The sequence below is a fragment of the Pseudomonas sp. NBRC 111131 genome (genome assembly GCF_001320525.1).
Classification (GTDB): Bacteria; Pseudomonadota; Gammaproteobacteria; order Pseudomonadales; family Pseudomonadaceae; genus Aquipseudomonas; species Aquipseudomonas ceruminis.
In genome coordinates this window covers 1-19,137 of record NZ_BCBH01000041.1, presented here as the reverse complement: position 1 = coordinate 19,137, position 19,137 = coordinate 1, and the positions used below count along the sequence as shown (strand labels likewise).

Genomic DNA, 19,137 nt, shown 5'->3' with positions numbered 1-19,137 from the left:
AAGATGCTGATTATCCCCGCTATCGATCTGAAGGACGGTGCCTGCGTGCGCCTGCGCCAGGGCCGCATGGAAGACTCCACGGTATTTTCCGACGACCCGGTGAGCATGGCCGCCAAGTGGGTCGAGGGTGGCTGCCGTCGCCTGCATCTGGTCGACCTCAATGGCGCCTTTGAAGGCCAGCCGGTCAACGGCGAAGTGGTCACCGCCATCGCCAAGCGTTACCCGAACCTGCCGATCCAGATCGGCGGTGGCATCCGTTCGCTGGAAACCATCGAGCACTACGTCAAGGCTGGTGTGAGCTACGTGATCATCGGCACCAAGGCGGTCAAGCAGCCTGAATTCGTTGCCCAAGCGTGCAAGGCGTTCCCGGGCAAGGTCATCGTCGGCCTGGACGCCAAGGACGGCTTCGTCGCCACCGACGGCTGGGCAGAAGTGAGCTCGGTGCAGGTGATCGACCTGGCCAAGCGTTTCGAGGCCGATGGCGTCTCGGCGATCGTCTACACCGACATCGCCAAGGACGGCATGATGCAAGGCTGCAACGTGCCCTTCACCAAGGCGCTGGCCGAAGCCACGCGCATTCCGGTGATCGCGTCGGGCGGCATCCACAACCTGGGTGACATCAAGGCCCTGCTGGACGCCAAGGCCCCTGGCATCATTGGCGCCATCACTGGCCGTGCCATCTACGAAGGCACCCTGGATGTCGCCGAGGCCCAAGCCTTCTGCGACAACTATCAAGGCTGAGGACTGAACCATGGCACTGGCCAAGCGCATCATCCCTTGCCTGGACGTGGACAACGGCCGGGTGGTCAAGGGCGTCAAGTTCGAGAACATCCGTGATGCCGGCGACCCGGTGGAAATCGCCCGTCGCTACAACGAGCAAGGTGCCGACGAAATCACCTTCCTCGACATCACCGCCAGCGTCGATGGCCGCGATACCACCCTGCATACCGTCGAGCGCATGGCCAGCCAGGTGTTCATCCCGCTGACCGTGGGGGGTGGTGTGCGCACTGTGCAGGACATCCGCAACCTGCTCAATGCCGGTGCAGACAAGGTCTCGATCAACACAGCGGCCGTGTTCAACCCGGAGTTCGTGGGTGAGGCAGCAGACCGTTTTGGTTCGCAGTGCATCGTTGTCGCCATCGATGCCAAGAAAGTGTCCGGGCCAGGTGAAACGCCGCGCTGGGAAATCTTCACGCATGGTGGGCGCAAACCGACCGGGCTGGATGCGGTTGAGTGGGCGAAGAAGATGGAAGGCCTGGGTGCCGGCGAAATCCTGCTGACCAGCATGGACCAGGACGGCATGAAGAACGGTTTCGACCTGGGTGTGACCCGCGCCATCAGCGATGCACTGGGGATTCCGGTGATTGCTTCGGGGGGTGTGGGTAACCTGCAGCACCTGGCGGACGGCATTCTGGAAGGGCACGCCAGCGCGGTGCTGGCAGCGAGCATCTTCCACTTTGGTGAGTACACGGTGCCGGAAGCCAAGGCCTACATGGCTTCGCGCGGAATCGTCGTTCGCTGACAGATTGCCGGGAGGGCTTTGCCCTCCATTCGCAGCACAAGGCTGCTCCTACAGGGATACGCATTCCCCTGTAGGAGCAGCCTTGTGCTGCGAATGGCCCGCAAAGCGGGCCCGGGCATCACCCGTGGTTCTTGCCAAGCAGTGCGTGATAAAGCTCGGTATCCCCAAGTATCCCCACCACCCTGTCGTTATCCTGCAACACCAGCTTGTTGCCGGTCTGATAACGAATCTGCAGCGCCTCGCGCATGCCGATGTCGGCGTGTACCACGGTCGGCCTGCGCTCCAGCAGCTCCACATCCTGCCCCGGCGCCCAGTTCTGCATGTCCAGCCCGTTCTGGCCCTGGCGTGCACGCTTGAGCGCGCCACCTTCGCCCAGGTCCAGCCACGAATCGATACCCGGGTCCAGGCACACCGAGCCATTGACCCGCTTGCAGTTGTCCACGCTGCGCATCAGGCTGCGCCCGCACAGCACGTTCAACGGGTTGGTATGGGCAACGAAGGTGCGCACGTACTCGTCCGCCGGGTTGAGCACGATCTCTTCGGGCTTGCTGTACTGGATGATCCGCCCATCCTTCATGATCGCAATGCGGCTACCCAGCTTCAGTGCTTCGTCCAGGTCGTGGCTGACGAACACGATGGTCTTGCTCAGCTTGTTCTGCAGCGCCAGCAACTCGTCCTGCAGACCCTGGCGGATCAGCGGGTCGAGGGCAGAGAACGGCTCGTCCATCAGCAGGATATCGGCGTCCATCGCCAGCGCTCGGGCCAGGCCCACACGCTGCTGCATGCCGCCGGAGAGTTCGTCCGGTTTCTTGTTGCGCCATTGGGTCAGGCCCACCAGCTCAAGTTTTTCGTCGACCAGCTTGCGCCGTTCCTTCTCGGGGCGGCCCTGCATTTCCAGGCCAAAGCTGATGTTCTCGCGCACCGTCAGCCAGGGCATCAGGGCGAACTTCTGGAACACCATGGCAATGCGCTTGGTGCGCATCATCTTCAGCTCTGCCGGGGTGCAGTGGGCGATGTCGATGTGCTTGCCTTCATGCTCGACGAACAGCTTGCCGCGGCTGACGGTGTTGAGGCCGTTGATGCAGCGCAGCAGGCTCGACTTGCCGGAGCCGGACAAGCCCATCAGCACGCAGATCTCACCCTTGTTGATGTCCAGGTTGGCCTTTTCGACACCCACCACCAGGCCGGTCTGCTTGAGGATCTGCTCGCGGGTCTGGCCTTGGTCCAGCAGCGCCAGCGCCTCGCGCGGCTTGTTGGAGAAGATGACGTCGACGTCTTCGAAACGAATGATGCTCATGCCTCACCCCTTACCGTAACTTCCGGTTGCTTGCAGATTCGGTCGAGCATGATCGCCAGCAGCACGATCGCCAGGCCCGCTTCGAAGCCCAGGGAAATATCAGCGGTGTTCAGTGCGTTGACCACAGGTTTACCCAGCCCGTCAGCGCCTACCAGCGCTGCGATCACCACCATCGACAGCGACAGCATGATGCATTGGGTCACGCCGGCAGCGATGCTGGGCATCGCGTGCGGCAGTTCGATGCGTGTCAGCAACTGGCGTCGCGAGCAACCGAAGGCCTTGCCGGCATCCAGCAGCTCCTGCGGCACGTCGCAGATGCCCAGGTAGGTGAGGCGAATCGGCGCGGCAATGGCGAACACCACCGTGGAGATCAGCCCCGGCACCACACCCAGGCCGAACAGGGTCAGGGTAGGGATCAGATAAACGAAGGTCGGCACCGTCTGCATCAGGTCGAGTACCGGGCGCATGGCGGTATAGAACATCGGTTTGTGCGCGGCAACGATGCCCAGCGGTACGCCGATGGCCACGCACACCACCGTGGCGAACGTGACTTGCGCCAGGGTTTCCATGGTTTCCTGCCAGTACCCCAGGTTGAGGATCAACAGGAACGACAGGGCAACGAACACGGTCAGCGCCCACTTGCGCTGGATCAGGTGCGCCAGGGCGGCGAACAGGGCGATGAGGACGAATGGGTTGAACCAGGTCAAGGCACTGGTGACGCCATGGATCATGAATTCCAGGCCTTGGGCGATGGCGTCGAAGTAAGCGGCGCCGTTCTGGGTCAACCATTCGACGAATGAGGCGATGTACTGCCCCAGGGGTATTTTCTGATCGATAAGCATGATAGCGAGCTTCCACCTGCAAAGATTGAAATCAGTCCGGGGCGGGCACGGTCCCGCCCCGCGGTGTTGCTATTGCGTCTTGCGTTATTGCGTCAGTTTGGCCTTGGCCGCCTCTAGGCCGGGTTTGCCGTCCACAGTGGTCACCCCGGCGAGCCAGGCGTCCAGCTTGCCTGGGTTGTCCTTGAGCCACTTGTGCGCGGCCGCCTCGGGTTTCATCTTGTCGTCCAGGACGTAGCCCATCATGGTGCTTTCATCCTTGAGCTCGAACGTGAGGTTCTTCAGCAGTTGGCCCACGTTGCTGCATTCCTGCGCGTAGCCTTTGCGGGTATTGGTCAACACAGTGGCCTTGCCGAATTCGGGGCCGAAGAAATCGTCCCCACCGGTCAGGTACTGCATCTTGAAGCGGGTGTTCATCGGGTGCGGCTCCCAGCCAAGGAACACGATCGCCTCGCCGCGCTTCTGCGCCCGCTCGACCTGCGACAGCATGCCGGCCTCGCTGGACTGGACGATCTTGAAGCCGGCGTCCTTCAGGCCGAAGGCGTTCTTGTCGATCATGTTCTGGATGGTGCGGTTGCCATCGTTGCCTGGCTCGATGCCGTAGATCTTGGCGTCTAGCTCCTGCTTGAACTTGGGAATGTCGGCAAAGTCCTTCAGGCCCTTGTCATACAGCGCCTGGGGTACTGCCAGGGTGTACTTGGCGTTTTCCAGGTTGGCGCGCACGGTTTCGACAGTGCCGGCGTCGCGGTACTGCTTGATGTCGTTTTCCATGGTCGGCATCCAGTTGCCGAGAAACACATCCAGGTCCTTGCCGGTGGCCAGCGACTTGTAGGTCACCGGTACCGAGATCATGGTGGTGTGGGTCTTGTAACCCAGGGCTTCGAGCACAACGCTGGTGGTCGCGGTGGTGACGGTGATGTCTGTCCAGCCGACATCGGAGAAACGCACCGTGTGACACTGCTCGGGTTCTGCAGCCTGGGCCAGTAACGGTGCCGATAGCAACGCGACCAGCAACAGCGAGGGTGAACCTTTCATGGATGGACTCCTGTGATTTTATCTTCGGGTTCGCGAGGGCTGCCGGGCGTTCTCAGGGTCCGGTCAGCCAGGCCTGCAGAGGGCAGGTTGCGAGGCCGTGCAATACGAGTCGCTTTCGATAATCCTCCAGCGCCGGGCAATCGCCTACTGGTGGGGTCGTAACCAGTACGGAACGGGTCGCATCCAGTACGGGCGATGTCGCATATGAGTTTTTCCACTGCCACAGCCGCATTTTTGCGTCACTTGGCCGCTCGAAAGCGGCGCGCTGACGGCCCGAAAAGGCGCGGCGCTGCTGGACAAAAGTACGTCGGTTGCAGACGGCGAGGGGGTGCGTAAAAGCCCGATGATGCGTGCATTCGTGGCGGCTCGCAGCTTCAGCCTAGCAGTTGCCCCGCCCTGCGCATGGCGCGCAGAGACAAGCCCAGCAAGAGGTGAAGCGACAATGGCCATCAGCGTGTTCGACCTGTTCAAGATCGGTGTCGGGCCCTCCAGCTCCCACACCGTTGGCCCCATGCGTGCCGGCGCCCTGTTCGTCCAGGGCCTGCGTGAACGCGGTGAACTGGAGCAGGTGAAACGGATCGAGGTGCGGCTGTATGGTTCGTTGTCGGCGACCGGCATTGGCCATGGCACCGACAATGCCACCCTCATGGGCCTGATGGGCGAATGGCCGGATACCATCGACCCGACCCAGATCGTCCCGCGTATTGCCGACCTGCGCGAAACCGACACCTTGCTGCTGGACAGCCGCCTGCCCATCGAATTCGTCTGGGCCCGCGACATGCGCCTGCTGGACGAGAACCTGCCCTACCACCCCAACGCCATGACCCTGGTTGCCGAAGGCGAGCAGGGTGAGCTGCACCGCGACACCTATTACTCGGTGGGTGGTGGCTTTGTGGTCGATGCAGCCCAGGCGGCCAGCGGTGTGCTGGATGCCGACCAGACGGTGCTGCCGTACGATTTCAACAGCGCCGCCGAACTGCTGCGCCTGTGCAAGCAAAACGACCTCAGCGTGTCGCAATTGATGATGGCCAACGAGAAGGTCTGGCGCAGCGAGGACGAGATTCGCGCCGGCCTGCACAATCTTTGGCAAGCCATGCAGGAATGCGTCAACAACGGCCTCAAGTACGAAGGCACGCTGCCCGGCGGGCTGAATGTGCGCCGCCGCGCCGCCAAGTTGCACCGCAGCCTGCAGGAGATCGGCAAGCCCAACGTGATCGGCTCGACCATGAGCGCCATGGAGTGGGTCAACCTGTTCGCCCTGGCGGTCAACGAAGAGAACGCTGCCGGTGGGCGCATGGTGACCGCGCCCACCAATGGCGCGGCCGGCATCATCCCGGCGGTGCTGCATTACTACATGCGGTTCAGCGATGCGGTGGACGAGTCCAGCGTGGTCGACTTCTTCCTCGGCGCTGCGGCCGTGGGCATCTTGTGCAAGAAGAACGCATCGATTTCCGGTGCCGAGGTAGGGTGCCAGGGCGAAGTCGGTTCGGCGTGCGCCATGGCTGCGGCGGGCCTGGCCGAGGTGCTGGGGGCAACGCCAGCACAGGTGGAAAACGCCGCCGAGATCGCCTTGGAGCACAACCTTGGCCTGACCTGCGACCCGGTCGGCGGCCTGGTGCAGGTGCCGTGTATCGAGCGCAACGCCATTGCCGCAGTGAAGGCCATCAACGCGGTGCAGATGGCCCTGCGTGGCGACGGTGAACACTTCATTTCCCTCGACCAGGTGATCCGCACCATGCGCGACACCGGGGCAGACATGCACGACAAGTACAAAGAGACCTCGCGCGGTGGCCTGGCGGTCAGCGTCATCGAATGCTGACACCCTGAACAGGCCCTAACGCTGGCTTGCCGGCGCTAGGGCCATTGCATTCATTAGGGGGCACTCCATTTCAATGGAGCCCTGTTTTGGAGCATTGCCGGTCGTCGGATGTCGCGATCAGGGTGGGCGTTGTCGGTGACACTCAAGAGTGTCGTTTCTGGGTAACCTGCGCCGCGCTTGTCACCTATTTGCTCAGCCGTTACAGGCAAAGGCGCTGGCCCGCCGGTTTGCGATTTTTAATCCACGCAGCTGCAGAGCCCGAATTGCTGAAAGAAGGCGTCGTTTTTGGGTTTTTTTGGATGGCCGTTCAAATTCAGGCACGGCCCTTGCGTTGAGATTGGCAAAGCCCCTGCACATGAACTGGGGCCATAACAAAAAACAGTGCCCGCCTGAGGCACACCTGCATTGTGTGAGGAGAAATCGCGATGACGTCGTACACCTCCGGGAATCCAACCCAGAACCGCACAGCACCCCAGTCCATCGGGTTTCTTCTACTGGACAACTTCACGCTGATTTCGCTGGCATCGGCGGTAGAACCGCTGCGCATGGCCAACCAGCTGTCCGGCCGCGAGCTGTATCGCTGGCACACACTGACGATTGACGGCGGCCAGGTCTGGGCCAGTGATGGCCTGCAGATTACCCCGGACGCCGCCATCACCCATGCGCCGCCCATAGACACCGTGATCGTCTGTGGTGGCGTGGGCATCCAGCGTTCGGTCACCCGTGAACACGTCACTTGGCTGCAGGCCCAGGCGCGCCAGTCGCGTCGCCTGGGGGCGGTGTGTACTGGCAGTTGGGCGCTGGCCTGCGCCGGCCTGCTCGACGGCTTCGATTGCAGCGTGCACTGGGAATGCCTGGCGGCGATGCAGGAAGCCTTCCCGCGGGTCAACATGAGCACGCGCCTGTTCACCCTCGACCGTAACCGCTTCACCAGCTCCGGCGGCACCGCACCCCTGGACATGATGCTGCACCTGATCAGCCGCGACCATGGCCGCGAGCTGTCGGCGGCAATTTCGGAGATGTTCGTCTACGAGCGTATTCGCAACGAGCAGGACCACCAGCGGGTACCGCTCAAGCACATGCTGGGCACCAACCAGCCTAAGTTGCAGGAAATCGTCGCGCTGATGGAGGCCAACCTCGAAGAGCCGATCGACCTGGACGAACTGGCGGTGTACGTGTCGGTGTCGCGACGCCAGCTCGAGCGGCTGTTCCAGAAGTACCTGCATTGCTCGCCGTCGCGGTACTACCTGAAGCTGCGCCTGATTCGTGCGCGGCAGCTGCTGAAGCAGACGCCGATGTCGATCATCGAAGTGGCGTCGGTGTGTGGCTTTGTGTCCACGCCGCACTTCTCCAAGTGCTACCGCGAGTACTTCGGCATTCCGCCGCGTGACGAGCGTGTGGGCTCCAATACTGCCCAGCAGGTGGCCATGATGCCGATCCCGCAGGCCATGACCCTGTCGCCGCACAGTGGGCCAATGGCGGCCCTGAGCCAGGCGCGCAACGAGTCGACCTTTGCCAGCGTAAGGCTCTGACACCGCGCCGGGCGCTTCGCGGGCACGCCCGCTCCCACAGGTACTGCAAAGCCCTTGAGCTTTGTGTAATCACTGTGGGAGCTGGCTTGCCGGCGATAGGGTCAGTACAGGAAAAATGAATCAGGCCCGCGTGTTGAAACTCGCCAGCGCTGGCAACAACTGCTTGTCGATGGCCTGGCGCACCGCCGGCAGAATCGTCGCACTCCCGGTATACATCTGCTCGACCATACCCTTGAGCGCCCGCGCATTAGGCTCGGTCAGCCCACGCACCACCGCTTCGCAAGCCTGCTCGGCGCTGGCGCCGGCGGGTATCTCGAAACCGCGCGCGCGCAGGTGGCCTGCCAGGTCGTCCTGATCAATCAAATCCGCATGCATCATGGCTGTTGTCCTTATCTGCTGCTGTGATCGTCAGCCGATTCTGTGACCAACCCTGCGCACCGGCAAGGACAGATTGTCGCCATGGCTGCTTTGGCTAAGAACAGGTCGTTTCCGGCTAAATCCCGGTTCCGGGAAGGCAGCACACTGGACTCATTCACGGTACCGGAGGGTTTGGTCACCCTCTTTCTCGCACAGTGGATGTTGCTCGCTCTTGGCCCCGGATGCTCACGGCTTTCCGGGGTTATTTTTTGAGGCCTATCACACGGCCGATGAACGCTGGGGCCTCCAGATCCTGCTGCTCGTCCACCAGCCCTTGCAGCAGTGCCACACTGCGTTCGCCGAAAGGTGCCGAGTTCGGCCCTGCCAGGTCCACATGCAGCAACATCTGCTCGCTGGCCGCCAGCGCCTCGTCGAACCCCGCACGGTGAAGGCTGTGATAAACGTGCAGGCGCTTGCGGTCGAAGCCAATGACCTGGGTGTGCACCCACACCTCAGTGCCGAGCTTCACTTCGTGCAGGTAATTGATGTGCGCCTCGAGCGTGAACAATGACTGCCCGCTATGGCCACGGCTGTCGGCATCCAGGCCAATGCGCTCCATCAGTGCATCGGTGGCATAGCTGAAGATCAGCAGGTAATAGGCATCACGCAGGTGCCCGTTGTAGTCCACCCAGTCCTCCTGGACTGGGGTACGGTAGGTGATCAATGCGGGCATCGGCTTCTCCTCAATCACCAAAGGCCATGCCATGGCTGGCTTTGCTCTGCTTCACCGCTTCCAGCACCGCCAGCAGGGTGTCGTCACGGTAGCGCTCCAGGGCGGCGATGCTGCGATCACCCAGTTGCTCCGAGGTGCCGTCCACCACGTCGTCGATCAACTTGTCGGTCAGTTCTGGCGCTGGCAGGTATGTCCAGGGTAGCTTCAGGGCGGGGCCGAACTGGGACATGAAGTGGCGCATGCCAGCGTCACCCCCGGCCAGGGTGTAGGTCAGGAAGGTACCCATGAATGACCAGCGCAGGCCGGCACCGAAGCGGATGGCATCGTCGATCTCGCCGGTGGTCGCTACGCCGTCGTTGACCAAGTGCAGGGCCTCGCGCCACAGCGCTTCGAGCAGGCGGTCGGCGATGAAGCCGGGCACTTCTTTGCGCACATGCAGCGGGCGCATACCCAGTGCGGTGTAGATGGTCTTCGCCGCCTCGATGGCTTCAGGCGCGGTGCGGTTGCCGCCGACGATCTCGACCAGCGGCAGCAGGTACACCGGGTTGAACGGGTGGCCCACCACGCAGCGCTCGGGGTGGGTGGACGACTCGTAGAACTCGCTGGGCAGCAGGCCTGAAGTGCTGGAGCCGATGATGGCGTCGGGCTTGGCGGCAGCGCTGATCCGGGCATGCAGGTCGAGCTTGAGGTCCAGGCGCTCGGGCGCGCTTTCCTGGATGAAATCGGCGTCGCGCACGCAGGCTTCAATGGTACTGACGAACGTCAACCGGTCCTGTGCCGCACCTGGCGCCAGGCCTTGTTTCTCCAAGGCTGGCCAGGCATTGGCAATGCGCTTGCGCAGTGCCTGTTCGGCACCCGGTGCTGGGTCCCAGGCCACCACGTCCAGGCCATGGGCCAGGGCGCGGGCGACCCAGCCGCTGCCGATCACGCCGCTACCCAGGGCGGCGAAGGTCTTGATCTCGGTAATGAAGGGCATATCGGTCTCCTGAAAGGGTCAGCGGCGCTTGAGGTTCATTTTTTCCCGGCCTTCTGCCGGGGTCAGCACACGGCCACCCATGCGGGTGATGATTTCGGTCGCGCGCTCCACCAACTGGCCGTTGCTGGCCAGCACACCCCGGTCCAGATACAGGTTGTCTTCCAGGCCGACGCGCACGTTGCCGCCCAGCAGCACGGCTTGGGCCGCCATTGGCATCTGCATGCGGCCGATGCCGAAGCCGGCCCAGGTGACGTTGGCCGGCAGGTTGTCGACCATCGCTTTCATGGTGGTGGTGTCGGCTGGCGCGCCCCACGGGATGCCCAGGCACAGCTGGAACAGGGGGTCGTCGAGCAGGCCTTCCTTCATCATTTGCTTGGCGAACCACAGGTGGCCGGTGTCGAAGATCTCCAGCTCGGCCTTCACGCCAAGCTCGGTGATACGTTTGGCGCCGGCGCGCAACTGCGCCGGCGTGGAAACGTAAATGGCGTTGCCGTCGCCAAAGTTGAGGGTGCCGCAATCGAGCGTGCAGATTTCCGGCAGCAGGGCTTCGACGTGGGCCAGGCGCTCCAGCGGGCCGATCAGGTCAGTGCCGGGGCCGAACGCCATAGGCGACTCGCCTGGGCCGATTTCCAGGTCGCCGCCCATGCCGGCGGTGAGGTTGACGATGATGTCCACATCGGCTTCGCGGATGCGTTCCATGACTTCGCGGTACAGCGCCACGTCACGGCTGAAACGGCCGGTTTGCGGGTCGCGGACGTGGCAGTGGACCACGGTGGCGCCGGCCTTGGCGGCCTCGACGGCGGATTCGGCGATTTGCTTGGGGGTAACGGGGACCAGGTGGCTCTTGGCGACTGTGTCGCCGGCGCCGGTGAGGGCGCAGGTGATGATGACGTCGTGGTTCATGGTTGGGTTCCTTTTCAGGTGTGTGGTAGCCCAATCGCCGGCAAGCCGGCTCCCACAAGGTTCGCGGTGAACCCTGGTGGGCGGTAACTCTGGGGGAGCCGGTTTGCGGGCGATCGGGCCCTGTCAGTTGGCGGTGAGCTTGAGGTTGTCCGCCGCAGGCTTGCCATCGAAGGTGGTCACACCTTCAAGCCAGCGCGCCTTGTCTTCGGGGTGATCCTTGAGCCACTGGCGGGCCGACTCCAGGGCGTCCTTGTGGTCAAGCAGCGGTTGCATCATGCGGCTCTCGTCCTCGGCGCTGAAGTTCAGGTTGGCCAGCAGGCGGTGGGCATTGGGGCAGCGTTCGGCGTAGTCCGGTGCGGTTACCGTCCATACCGTGGCGCGGCCTTCGTCGGGGCCAAGGGCATCCTGGCTGTCGCCCAGGTACACCATGTCGATGTTCACGTTCATCGGGTGCGGCGCCCAGCCGAAGAACACCACCGCCTCCTTGCGCCGCACGGCGCGGTCGACGGCGGCAAGCATGCCGGCCTCGCTGGACTCCACCAACTGGAACTTGCCGAGGCCGAACTGGTTCTTGGCGATCATTGCCTTGATCTGGGTATTGGCGCCCGAGCCGGGCTCGATGCCATAGATCTTGCCGCCCAGCTCTTTCTCGAACCTGTGAATGTCGGCGAAACTTTTCAGGCCCTTGTCGGCCAGGTATTTGGGAACGGCCAGGGTTGCTCGCGCGTCTTCCAGGCTCGGTTTGTCGAGCACTTTGACCTGCTTGGCATCGACGAACGGGGTGATGGTCTGGGTCATGATCGGGTTCCAGTAACCCAGGAACATGTCCAGGCGTTTGTCGCGAATGCCGGCGAAGATGATCTGCTGCGAGGCGCTGGTCTGCTTGGTCTGGTAACCCAGGCCGTCAAGCAGCACCTGGGCCATGGCGCTGGTCGCCATGACATCAGTCCAGTTGACGACACCCAGGCGCACGTTCTTGCAGGCCGCAGGCTCGGCGGCGAAAAGCGGGGTAGCGGCGATGCTGCTCAAAGCAAGGGTCAACAGGCTGCGGCGGATAAAGCTGTGCATGGTGGCTCTCCATCGGCAGTACATTTTGTTATTGAGGGCGGCCTCTGCGGGCCGTGTGAATACGCTACGCTGACGCCGCAGTGATGATGCGCACGCTGGCGACGGGAACTTGCACCCAGGCGACCAGATTATTTGCGAGGGGCAAATGGCCGAAACGATTGCATTTCTACTCATGCCGGGCTTTTCAGCCATGGGCTTCATTTCGGCGCTTGAGCCACTGCGGGTTGCCAACCGCTTTGGTGGCCCGCTCTATCGCTGGCAGGTGCTGAGCCTCGACGGTGGGGCAGTGCAGGCAAGCAACGGCATGTCGGTGAATGCCGATGCTGCGCTCGGTGCAGGGGATCCGGCAGCCATCCTGTTGGTGGTGGCGGGCTTCGAGCCCCTGGCCCATGTCCGCCAGGCGTTGCCCAAGGCACTGCGTCGCCTGGACCACGAGGGGGTGATCCTGGGGGGGATCGACACCGGCGCCATGGTGCTGGCCGAAGCCGGCTTGCTCGACGGTTACCGGGCCACGTTGCATTGGGAGGCGCTGGAGGCCTTCAAAGAGCGTTACCCGCGCCTGCACGCAACCCAGGAGCTGTTCGAGATCGATCGCCAGCGCATTACCTGTGCCGGTGGCACGGCTTCCATTGACCTGATGTTGTTTCTGATCGCACAAACCCACGGCAGTGAACTGGCAGTGCAAGTCTCAGAGCAATTCGTGCTTGGCCGCATCCGCCAGCGCCAGGACCACCAACGCATGGAAATCGGCGCCCGTTACGGCATCTCCAACAAGAAGCTGGTACAGGTGATTGGCGAGATGGAAAAGCACATCGAGCCGCCGCTCAGTACGTTGGCGCTGGCGGAAAAGATCAAGGTGACTCGGCGCCAACTGGAACGGCTATTTCGCCTGCACCTGGATGAAACGCCGAGCAGCTTCTACCTGGCTGTGCGGCTGGACAAAGCGCGCCAGTTGCTGGCGCAGACTGACATGAGCATCACCCAGGTCAGCCTGGCCTGTGGTTTCGAGCTGCCCTCGTATTTCGCCCGGCGCTACAAGCTGCGCTTTGGTAAGTGTCCACGTGAAGAACGGCGTTTGGTAAAGCAGGCTTAGGCGCCCGGTTCACAGCTCTTTTTTCAATACCGCAATCAGTTTTTCGCGATGCTCGCTTTCTACCTGAGCACGTAGAAGGCTGAAGCCCACCGAGTCGAAGCGGGCACCCAGGTGATCGAACATCAGGTTCAGTCTTTTGGTGGGTGCAATGGGATCGGTAACGCAATGAACGAAAAACAGGATGGCGACAGGGACGTTGTCGTCTTCGCAATCCATGACAATGCTCAAGTGCGAGGAGGCGTTGAACACGCTTATGTTGCGCAGGCCGGGATCGCTCCCCGGTGCGGTATTGGCCTCATCAACCGCCCTGAAGAAGGGGCCTTGTTCGCGCGGTGGGGGCAGAAACCCGTCGTAAACGTCTTTGAGCGCGGCGCGGCTGGACTCATACGTCAATGTTCTTTTCGTATGTTCGTACAGTGTAAAACGTAAAAAACCAAGGCTTTCGAGGACAACCCCGAACCACGCTTGAGCGGCTGTTTCCATCGAGTAGCGGTCGCTTGCCTTTTGCAAGGCGTAACGCATGCACAGTTGCAAGTCCTCGAAGGTGTCCACTGTCAGCCACGGTGCAGGTGCAACTTTCAAGGGTACGTCAAAGAGTTGGGGGGAGAGTGTTGTTGTATCCGTGGGGGAGGGGCTGTCCGTGCTCATCTTCAACTGTTCCCTGGAAACGTTCGAGCAGAAAGGCCGGGCCTGGAAACTTACCCAATGCCCGGCCTTTGCTATTTAGATGGCAAGGAAGTCGGCAATATCGTTGGCCAGCTTGTCTTCCACAATCTTGCGCGCGCTGTCGAAGTGACGAACGCTGAACGTACCCTGTTGCGAAGCACGGTAGACGCGCGTCGAAGACTTGTCGATCACCCGGGTCAGGGCGCCATCGCGGTCGATTTGCGAGTCATAGCTGGCCTGGAAGCTGGTCATGTGCATGGCCGGCAGACCTTGTGGGGTCATTTCGCACTGGGCAACCACGAAGTTGCTGGATTTGCCGGATTCGCTGCGGCTGTGCTTTTCCAGGTGGGCGCGGATTTCCGGCTTTTCCACCACGATTTGCATGGTGCGCTTGGCACAGGCCGAACGGCGAGGGTCGCGGTTGACGCTGATGGTGAGCACTTTGGTTATCAGGTTGGCCAGGGTCAGGTTGTCTTCATCGATGGCTTCTTCTGGGTGTGCTGCACCGGTGAGGGTCCAGCCAAACTTGCTCAGGCCATCGTTGTAGAAGTTGTACCACTCGCGCTGCTGAGTTTCTTTGTCGAACTTCTTGTTGGCAATTTCGGTCATCAAGCGCATGCCGGCCAGGATATCTTCTGCAATGTGGCCAGGTACGTCATCGGCAAAAATACAGATGGTCTGGCCCGTGGCGGCAACGCGCTCTTTACCTTCCTGGCGGATCTTTTCAATTTCGTTTTTGATATCGGTCATTTCAATTGACTCCTGGTAGTGAAGACACAAGGGGACCTCGTTATCGAGGCTGCCCGCTCACTATCGGGAATTTACGTTCACCGTATCAGCAGTCTGTATTTCCTCAGGCGTAGCCGGTTTCCTCGTAAGTACTTTTTGCACCGCCGCTTTTATCAATCTTCCGGTGCAGGTTCTTCGTCGCTCTGCGGGCCAAGGCTGCGCAGGTATTCCGACCGCTCATCGCTGTGTTGCGCAATGCAGGTATTCCAGGCGGTTGGGAACGCCGCGCTACCGGGTTTCTCTGTGTAGGTTTCGACTTTGCAGTCGGCATCGCGCAGTTGGGTCCAGAGCTTTTGAGCCGCAGCCAGACGCGCGCTGACGTCCGCCACCTTGTTCGCCTCACCGGGATATTGATCGCGCAGGCGCTGGATCAGGTCGTCGTAAGTGGCCTTGAGCTCGCGCTCGGCAGTCTGCTGGTTGAAGGTTGCGCAGGCTGCGGCTTGCTGGTCGGTGTCGACGTTGTCGCAAGGCGTGCTGTCTTCCTCGCTGGCCTGGGCGCCCAGTGCCACGACCATCAATACCATCCATGCCGTTGATTTCATCGTTTTTCTCCTTAGCAGGCGGACGAATCGCAGGGATTCTCGCTCAGCGAAGGGCAATGCGGTAGCTCTGCGATGAAATGTTCATCAAACGCCTGCGAGCGACCTTAACGCGACTGGCTCGCATCTGTGCGGCCCCTGTGCCAGAGCCTGATATCGCCCATTGACGCTTTCGGCAAACCCCCTGTCGTTTTTGCATCGGGGCGCCTCGGGCCGCAGGCATATGCTGGCCCCAAAGCGCCGGCAGAAGGTTTGGCGCGACCCAACTCAATAAAAGGGGACAGCCTGATGAGCCCAGCCGAATTACACGCCGACAGCATCGTCATCGATGGCCTGATCATCGCCAAATGGAACCGCGAGCTGTTCGAAGACATGCGCAAAGGCGGCCTGACCGCAGCCAATTGCACGGTGTCGGTCTGGGAAGGGTTCAAAGCGACGGTCGACCAGATCGCCGCCAGCCAGAAGCTGATCCGCGACAACAGCGACCTGGTCATGCCGGTGCGCACCACCGCCGACATCCGCAAGGCCAAGGAGCTGGGCAAGACCGGCATCCTCTTCGGCTTCCAGAACGCCCACGCCTTCGAAGACCAGATCGCCTACGTCGACGTGTTCAAGCAGCTGGGCGTTGGCATCGTGCAGATGTGCTACAACACCCAGAACCTGGTTGGCACCGGTTGCTACGAGCGTGACGGCGGCCTGTCCGGTTTCGGCCGCGAGATCGTCGCCGAGATGAACCGCGTGGGCATCATGTGCGACCTGTCCCACGTCGGCTCCAAGACCTCCGAAGAAGTCATCCTCGAATCGAAAAAACCGGTGTGCTACTCCCACTGCCTGCCTTCAGGCCTGAAGGAGCACCCGCGCAACAAGTCCGACGAAGAACTGAAGTTCATCGCCGACCACGGCGGTTTTGTCGGCGTGACCATGTTTGCGCCATTCCTGGCCAAGGGCATCGATTCGACCATCGACGACTACGCCGAAGCCATCGAGTACACCATGAACATTGTCGGTGAAGACGCCATCGGCATTGGCACCGACTTCACCCAGGGCCACGGCCAGGAGTTCTTCGAGTACCTGACCCACGACAAGGGCTACGCCCGTCGCCTGACCAACTTCGGCAAGATCATCAACCCGCTGGGCATTCGCACCGTCGGCGAGTTCCCCAACCTCACCGAGACCTTGCTCAAGCGCGGCCACTCCGAGCGTGTGGTGCGCAAGATCATGGGCGAGAACTGGGTAAACGTCCTCAAGGACGTCTGGGGCGAGTAAGCCGCTCTCCAAGCCTGAAAGCCCCTGCCAGCAACGCCGGGGCATCCACATAAAAAATTTTATGGAGTTGAGTTTCCATGGCCAAGATCGCCCCGCAATTGCCAATCGAAGTCGACAGCGAGACCGGTGTCTGGACCAGCGATGCCTTGCCGATGCTGTATGTACCGCGGCATTTCTTCGTCAACAACCACATCGGCATCGAGGAAGTGCTGGGCGCCGACGCCTACGCCGAGATCCTCTACAAGGCCGGCTACAAATCCGCCTGGCACTGGTGTGAAAAAGAAGCCGAATGCCATGGCCTGGAAGGCGTGGCGGTGTTCGAGCATTACATGAAACGCCTGTCCCAGCGTGGCTGGGGCCTGTTCGAAATTCAGGACATCGACCTGGATAAAGGCACCTGCAGCGTCAAGCTCAAGCACTCGGCGTTCGTGTACGTGTACGGCAAGGTCGGCCGCAAGGTCGACTACATGTTCACCGGCTGGTTCGCCGGCGCAATGGACCAGATTCTCGCTGCCCGCGGCAGCTCGATCCGCACCGTGGCCGAGCAGGTCTACGGCGGGTCGGAAGAAGGCCACGAAGATGGCCTGTTCGTCGTCAAGCCGTTGTAAGCCGGAGAGAGCGTCATGGCATTCGAAGCAATGTTCCAGCCGATCCAGATCGGCAAACTGACCGTCCGCAACCGCGTGCTCAGCACCGCGCACGCCGAGGTTTACGCCACTGACGGCGGCATGACGACCGACCGCTACGTGAAGTACTACGAGGAGAAGGCCAAGGGCGGTATCGGCCTGGCGATCTGCGGTGGCTCGTCGGTGGTGGCCATCGACAGCCCGCAGGAATGGTGGGCATCGGTCAACCTGTCGACCGACCGTATCATCCCGTACTTCCAGAACCTGGCCGACGCCATGCACAAGCATGGCGCCAAGATCATGATCCAGATTACCCACATGGGCCGTCGCTCGCGTTGGGACGGCTTCAACTGGCCGACCCTGATGTCGCCGTCGGGTATCCGCGAACCGGTACACCGCGCCACCTGCAAGACCATCGAGGTAGAGGAAATCTGGCGTGTGATCGGCAACTACGCGCAGGCCGCGCGGCGGGCCAAGGAAGGCGGCCTGGACGGCGTCGAGCTGTCGGCCGTGCACCAGCACATGATCGACCAGTTCTGGAGCCCGCGCGTCAACAAGCGTACCGACGAATGGGGCGGCACCTTCGAAGGCCGCATGAAGTTCGGCCTGGAAGTGCTCAAGGCCGTGCGTGCCGAAGTGGGTGACGACTTCTGTGTGGGCATGCGTATCTGTGGTGATGAGTTCCACCCCGATGGCCTGAGCCACGAGGACATGAAACAGATCGCCGCCTACTACGATGCCACCGGCATGATCGATTTCATTGGCGTGGTCGGCTCCGGTTGCGATACCCACAACACCCTGGCCAACGTCATCCCCAACATGAGTTACCCGCCGGAGCCATTCCTGCACCTGGCAGCCGGCATCAAGGAAGTGGTGAAGGTGCCGGTGCTGCATGCGCAGAACATCAAGGACCCGAACCAGGCTACGCGCATCCTTGAAGGCGGCTATGTGGACATGGTCGGCATGACCCGCGCGCACATGGCCGACCCGCACCTGATCGCCAAGATCAAGATGGGCCAGATCGACCAGATCAAGCAGTGCGTGGGTGCCAACTACTGCATCGACCGCCAGTACCAGGGCCTGGATGTACTGTGCATCCAGAACGCCGCGACCTCCCGTGAATACATGGGCGTGCCGCACATCATCGAAAAGACCACCGGTGCCAAGCGTAAAGTGGTCGTGGTGGGTGCTGGCCCAGCCGGTATGGAAGCTGCTCGCGTGGCGGCCGAGCGTGGCCACGAGGTCACCCTGTTCGAGAAGAAAGACCAGATCGGCGGGCAGATCACCATTGCCGCCAAGGCGCCGCAGCGTGACCAGATCGCCGGTATCACCCGCTGGTATCAGCTGGAACTTGCGCGGTTGAAGGTCGACGTGCGCCTGGGTACTGCGGCCGACGTGGACACCATCCAGGACCTGCGCCCGGACATCATCGTGCTGGCGGTGGGCGGCCATCCGTTCGTCGAGCAGAACGAACACTGGGGCGCCGCTGAAGGGTTGGTGGTCAGCAGTTGGGACGTACTCGACGGCAAGGTTGCGCCGGGCAAGAACGTGCTGGTGTACGACACCATCTGCGAGTTCACTGGCATGTCGGCGGCAGACTTCCTCGCCGACAAGGGCAGCCAGGTCGAGATCGTCACCGGCGACATCAAGCCCGGGGTGGCCATGGGCGGTACGACCTTCCCGACCTACTACCGCAGCATGTACCCCAAAGAAGTGATCATGACCGGCGACATGATGCTGGAAAAGGTCTACCGCGAAGGCGACAAGATGGTGGCGGTGCTCGAGAACGAGTACACCGGTGCCAAGGAAGAACGGGTGGTCGACCAGGTAGTGATCGAGAACGGTGTACGGCCTGACGAGCAGTTGTATTACTCGCTCAAGGAAGGCTCGCGCAACAAAGGCCAGATCGACGTGGAGGCGCTGTTTGCCATCAAGCCGCAGCCGATCCTCAGCCAGCCGGGCGAGGGCTACCTGCTGTACCGCATCGGCGACTGCGTGGCCCAGCGCAACGTGCATGCGGCGATCTACGACGCCTTGCGCCTGTGCAAGGATTTCTGATCCAGCGCGCCTAAACGCT

General features: G+C 61.8%; 19 protein-coding genes. 8 read left to right on the top strand and 11 right to left on the bottom strand.

What is annotated here, in order from left to right:
* Window positions 1-3: 3 nt before the first annotated feature.
* Window positions 4-741: a 1-(5-phosphoribosyl)-5-[(5-phosphoribosylamino)methylideneamino]imidazole-4-carboxamide isomerase gene (hisA, locus tag APH34_RS25055; protein ID WP_054903415.1), complete on the top strand. Its 738-nt coding sequence runs from the start codon at window positions 4-6 to the stop codon at window positions 739-741.
* A gap of 10 nt (window positions 742-751) precedes the next feature.
* Entirely contained in the window at window positions 752-1,522 is a 771-nt protein-coding gene (hisF, locus tag APH34_RS25050; RefSeq protein ID WP_008091498.1) for an imidazole glycerol phosphate synthase subunit HisF, read from the top strand.
* A 118-nt stretch (window positions 1,523-1,640) separates the two neighbouring features.
* Here the strand turns inward: hisF and choV are convergent, their stop codons facing one another.
* The 3 genes from choV to APH34_RS25035 all read right to left on the bottom strand — a co-directional run bounded on the left by choV (window position 1,641) and on the right by APH34_RS25035 (window position 4,693).
* Window positions 1,641-2,819, bottom strand: a complete 1,179-nt coding sequence (choV, locus tag APH34_RS25045; protein ID WP_054903414.1) for a choline ABC transporter ATP-binding protein — start codon at window positions 2,817-2,819, stop codon at window positions 1,641-1,643.
* A complete protein-coding gene (gene choW, locus APH34_RS25040; RefSeq protein ID WP_176512976.1) occupies window positions 2,816-3,664 on the bottom strand; it encodes a choline ABC transporter permease subunit in 849 nt (282 codons plus the stop codon). The genes choV and choW overlap by 4 nt, the downstream gene beginning before the upstream one ends.
* 81 nt (window positions 3,665-3,745) lie before the next feature.
* Window positions 3,746-4,693 carry a choline ABC transporter substrate-binding protein gene (locus APH34_RS25035; RefSeq protein WP_054903412.1) on the bottom strand — a complete coding sequence of 316 codons (948 nt, stop codon included), beginning with the start codon at window positions 4,691-4,693 and terminating at the stop codon, window positions 3,746-3,748.
* A gap of 442 nt (window positions 4,694-5,135) precedes the next feature.
* Here APH34_RS25035 and APH34_RS25030 point away from each other — a divergent pair, with 442 nt between their 5' ends.
* Complete coding sequence (locus APH34_RS25030; RefSeq protein ID WP_054903411.1) at window positions 5,136-6,512, top strand: L-serine ammonia-lyase; 1,377 nt, start codon at window positions 5,136-5,138, stop codon at window positions 6,510-6,512.
* Window positions 6,513-6,937: 425 nt separating this feature from the next.
* On the top strand, window positions 6,938-8,044 hold the full coding sequence (locus APH34_RS25025; protein WP_054903410.1) for a GlxA family transcriptional regulator: 1,107 nt from the start codon (window positions 6,938-6,940) through the stop codon (window positions 8,042-8,044).
* Window positions 8,045-8,164: 120 nt separating this feature from the next.
* Here APH34_RS25025 and APH34_RS25020 read toward each other — a convergent pair whose 3' ends face one another.
* The 5 genes from APH34_RS25020 to choX form a co-directional block, all read right to left on the bottom strand.
* Window positions 8,165-8,422, bottom strand: coding sequence for a hypothetical protein (locus APH34_RS25020; RefSeq protein ID WP_054903409.1), 258 nt, complete (start codon window positions 8,420-8,422; stop codon window positions 8,165-8,167).
* A 241-nt stretch (window positions 8,423-8,663) separates the two neighbouring features.
* The gene (locus tag APH34_RS25015) at window positions 8,664-9,134 is read right to left on the bottom strand and encodes a thioesterase family protein (protein WP_054903408.1); all 471 of its coding nucleotides are present in this window, start codon (window positions 9,132-9,134) and stop codon (window positions 8,664-8,666) included.
* Window positions 9,135-9,144: 10 nt separating this feature from the next.
* Window positions 9,145-10,110 carry an L-carnitine dehydrogenase gene (locus tag APH34_RS25010; protein ID WP_054903407.1) on the bottom strand — a complete coding sequence of 322 codons (966 nt, stop codon included), beginning with the start codon at window positions 10,108-10,110 and terminating at the stop codon, window positions 9,145-9,147.
* Between the two features lie 18 nt (window positions 10,111-10,128).
* Complete coding sequence (locus APH34_RS25005; RefSeq protein ID WP_054903406.1) at window positions 10,129-11,013, bottom strand: 3-keto-5-aminohexanoate cleavage protein; 885 nt, start codon at window positions 11,011-11,013, stop codon at window positions 10,129-10,131.
* Window positions 11,014-11,136: 123 nt separating this feature from the next.
* Complete coding sequence (choX, locus tag APH34_RS25000; protein ID WP_054903405.1) at window positions 11,137-12,081, bottom strand: choline ABC transporter substrate-binding protein; 945 nt, start codon at window positions 12,079-12,081, stop codon at window positions 11,137-11,139.
* 145 nt (window positions 12,082-12,226) lie between these two features.
* Here choX and APH34_RS24995 point away from each other — a divergent pair, with 145 nt between their 5' ends.
* Window positions 12,227-13,174 (top strand): GlxA family transcriptional regulator, encoded by a 948-nt coding sequence (locus APH34_RS24995; protein WP_054903404.1) that lies wholly within the window; start codon window positions 12,227-12,229, stop codon window positions 13,172-13,174.
* A gap of 9 nt (window positions 13,175-13,183) precedes the next feature.
* On the opposite strand, the gene APH34_RS24990 is transcribed toward APH34_RS24995, so the two are convergent.
* The 3 genes from APH34_RS24990 to APH34_RS24980 all read right to left on the bottom strand — a co-directional run bounded on the left by APH34_RS24990 (window position 13,184) and on the right by APH34_RS24980 (window position 15,171).
* Window positions 13,184-13,822, bottom strand: coding sequence for a hypothetical protein (locus APH34_RS24990; protein WP_054903403.1), 639 nt, complete (start codon window positions 13,820-13,822; stop codon window positions 13,184-13,186).
* Window positions 13,823-13,897: 75 nt separating this feature from the next.
* Complete coding sequence (locus APH34_RS24985) at window positions 13,898-14,590, bottom strand: hypothetical protein (protein ID WP_054903402.1); 693 nt, start codon at window positions 14,588-14,590, stop codon at window positions 13,898-13,900.
* 152 nt (window positions 14,591-14,742) lie between these two features.
* Window positions 14,743-15,171, bottom strand: coding sequence for a lysozyme inhibitor LprI family protein (locus tag APH34_RS24980; protein WP_054903401.1), 429 nt, complete (start codon window positions 15,169-15,171; stop codon window positions 14,743-14,745).
* A gap of 285 nt (window positions 15,172-15,456) precedes the next feature.
* On the opposite strand from APH34_RS24980, the gene APH34_RS24975 reads away from it, so the two are divergent.
* From APH34_RS24975 to dgcA, 3 genes are all read left to right on the top strand, one after another.
* The gene (locus tag APH34_RS24975) at window positions 15,457-16,434 is read left to right on the top strand and encodes a dipeptidase (RefSeq protein ID WP_054903400.1); all 978 of its coding nucleotides are present in this window, start codon (window positions 15,457-15,459) and stop codon (window positions 16,432-16,434) included.
* Between the two features lie 77 nt (window positions 16,435-16,511).
* Window positions 16,512-17,042, top strand: a complete 531-nt coding sequence (locus APH34_RS24970) for a DUF5943 domain-containing protein (protein WP_054903399.1) — start codon at window positions 16,512-16,514, stop codon at window positions 17,040-17,042.
* Window positions 17,043-17,057: 15 nt separating this feature from the next.
* The gene (gene dgcA, locus APH34_RS24965; RefSeq protein ID WP_054903398.1) at window positions 17,058-19,118 is read left to right on the top strand and encodes a dimethylglycine demethylation protein DgcA; all 2,061 of its coding nucleotides are present in this window, start codon (window positions 17,058-17,060) and stop codon (window positions 19,116-19,118) included.
* Window positions 19,119-19,137 lie beyond the last annotated feature (19 nt).